Below are 2,569 nucleotides of genomic sequence, written 5' to 3' on the forward strand. Positions count from 1 at the left end.
GAATGTCCTGGTCGGTGCCCTCGTCGCGCCAGAGGTAGAAGTAGTACTTCACCGCTCCCCGCGGGGGCATGTCATGGGGCAGGAACTCCCACTGAGCCTCTTTCATCCTGTGCTGGAGGGTGAAAGAGGCTCACTGAGGTTTTCTGGGTGGGTCGGTGGGTTGTCAGGCCGAGGCGGTGAGGCAGCTGTCGATCAGGCAGTGCTGGAGCTGGATTCTGCGTAACTCGCGGCGGAGTGTGCGGTCGAGGTCGTCAGGTGTGTCGAAAGCGGTACTGGCCATGCCTCTGCGTACGAGTGACCAGACGGCCTCGACGGGATTCAGGGCGGGTGCATACGGCCGGAGCCGGACGGTGGTGAGTGGACTGCCGGACAGAAGCGCTGGCCCCTGCGACCAATCAGGATCTGCCCATGTGACCGTCAGAGTGGCCATCCAGCCTATACCTCGAGCGTAGCCACTGGCGAAGACTGTACTTACAAAGAAACCTTTGCCAAGGTGGTGACAAAGTGGAAAGACTACTAGTCGTAGGGGTCGATGGATCGGCCGACAGCCTTAGGGCAGTGGACTGGGCTGCGGATGAGGCTGCGACCCACAATATCCCCCTCCGAATCATCCATGCATCAAGGGGAGAGCGGTACACAATTGCCAATACTGCCGCAAGCATTCATCCTGGAACCATTCAGATGGAGAGTCACCATGTGATGGATCACGCGACTAAGCGCGCCTTCCTCCGACATCGATCCTTGCGAATATCATCTGTTATCCTCAACGAGTTCCCGATAGCTGCGCTCTTCAGAGCAAGCCAGGACGCATACGGAGTGGTAATAGGCAGCCGCGGCTGGGGCTCAGAGGCTCGACCTCGCCCTCTCGGGACGGTGGCCATGACAGTGGCCGCGAGCGCCATGTCTCCCGTGGTCGTCGTTCGTGAAATAGGCCGGGAGCCCGGCAAACGCTTCCATCGAGTAGCGGCAGGGATCGGCCCCGCACAGGGGACAGAGGCAGTTCTTGAGTTTGCGGTCCGCGATGCAGCCTTGCGGATGGCAGACCTCGAAGTAGTATATGGATCTTACCCTTATCCTACAGACTGCCTGCCTGAAAGCCACGCCCGCCATATCTCAGCTTGCGACCCAAATGAGGCTGAGCCGATACTGGAGCGAGTGTTGCGAGAGCGCGCCCCCTTCGACGACTGTCCACGTGTTCAACGTAGGTTTGTCAGAGCAAATCCAACGGATGCCATTCTACAAGCATCATCAGCAGCTGACACGCTTGTGTTGGGAGCATGTCGACGTGACAGCCATGTGGGTATGCAACTAGGCCGGGTCAGTGACGCAGCGCTGCGCAATTCTTCATGTCCAGTGATCCTGGTTCCATATGCCTGACCTCGATCCTTCAGGGGTGATCGCTGCCTGTTGAGGCGATCGATTCATCCTGTTTGTCAGGTCTGGTGCTGGGTGAGATCCTCGCGTGTCGCTGCGGCTGCGCCGGGCTCCCACGGTTCCCGGGGGTCTGCTCCTTCCTGGTCTTCGTCGGGGTGGTGGCGCCCGTTCATGGGGCGGCGGGCAGTGCGCCGAGCCGTCGCCAGCTGGTGGCGAAGGCGTGGCCCAGGGCCAGGTGCGTTCGATCCGTAGCGGTTGGTGGCGGTGATCGAGTACTTCCAGCCGGTCTTCTTCTCAAACGCGGTGAGGTCCTTCGTGTACCGGCCGGACGGCTTGACCCGGCGGACGATCAGCCGCATCCCTCTGATCCAGCCCTTCCGGCGGTTCTGCCCGGTCAACTCGGCGACGAAGTAGCCCTCCTGGGTGCTGCCGTCCTGTTTGATCGAGGTTTCTTAGAGGGCGTTTAATCTAGGCGTATTGCCCTGTATGCCCTAGTAGCTTCCTCGCCAGGTTGGTGTGGTCTCGTCCGTTATGCGTTTGCTGAGGTTGTCGATGGAGGCGATGTGGATCATGGCTTCGGAGCTGGTGGTGAGGGTCTCGTAGTCGCGGGCGAGACGGCGGTGCATCATGATCCATCCGATGCTCCGCTCTACTACCCAGCGTCTTTTCACGACGTGGAAGCCGCGCTTTTCTGGGTTGCGGTTGACGGCTTCGACGTCGATGCCGAGCTTGGCGCCGTGCTCGATGACGGCGTTCTTGAAGCCGGTGTCGACCCAGCTTTTCGCGATGGTCGGGTAGGTCTCTTTCGCCTGGTCGAGGAGGCGTATTCCCATGGCGTTCTCGGAGAGGCCGGCGCCGGCGACGGTCACGGCGAGGATGAGGCCGATGGTGTCGGCGAGGATGCCCCGCTTGCGTCCGACGATCTTCTTCGCGGCGTCGGTTCCCTGGCTGGTCAGGGGCGCGTTGGTGGAGGTCTTGATGCTCTGGGTGTCGTTGATGGAGGCGGTCGGCTCGGGCTTGCGGCCTTCTTTGATGCGGGCCAGGCCGGTCAGGTCGTAGTTGAGCTGGGCGAAGATTCCCTCGTCGCGCCAGGCGGCGTAGTAGAAGTAGACGGTGCCGTGGCCGGGGAAGTCGTGCGGGAGGTATTTCCAGGGGATTCCCGTGCGGTTGATGTAGAGGATCGCATCGAACACGT

Annotated in this window: 3 protein-coding genes; 1 reads left to right on the forward strand and 2 read right to left on the reverse strand. The window is 61.2% G+C overall.

Annotation, left to right across the window (positions count from 1 at the left end; all coding sequences use genetic code 11):
* Nucleotides 1-504: 504 nt before the first annotated feature.
* Nucleotides 505-1,377 (forward strand): universal stress protein, encoded by an 873-nt coding sequence (locus tag ACFWI9_RS33790; RefSeq protein WP_387169004.1) that lies wholly within the window; start codon nt 505-507, stop codon nt 1,375-1,377.
* A 56-nt stretch (nt 1,378-1,433) separates the two neighbouring features.
* Here the strand turns inward: ACFWI9_RS33790 and ACFWI9_RS33795 are convergent, their stop codons facing one another.
* Both ACFWI9_RS33795 and ACFWI9_RS33800 read right to left on the reverse strand, forming a co-directional pair.
* Nucleotides 1,434-1,772 carry a hypothetical protein gene (locus ACFWI9_RS33795; RefSeq protein WP_387169007.1) on the reverse strand — a complete coding sequence of 113 codons (339 nt, stop codon included), beginning with the start codon at nt 1,770-1,772 and terminating at the stop codon, nt 1,434-1,436.
* Between the two features lie 93 nt (nt 1,773-1,865).
* On the reverse strand, nt 1,866-2,569 hold a 704-nt coding region (locus tag ACFWI9_RS33800; RefSeq protein ID WP_387169010.1), incomplete at its 5' end, for an IS5 family transposase.

Source organism: Streptomyces sp. NPDC127084 (genome assembly GCF_042724175.1).
Classification (GTDB): domain Bacteria; phylum Actinomycetota; class Actinomycetes; order Streptomycetales; family Streptomycetaceae; genus Streptomyces.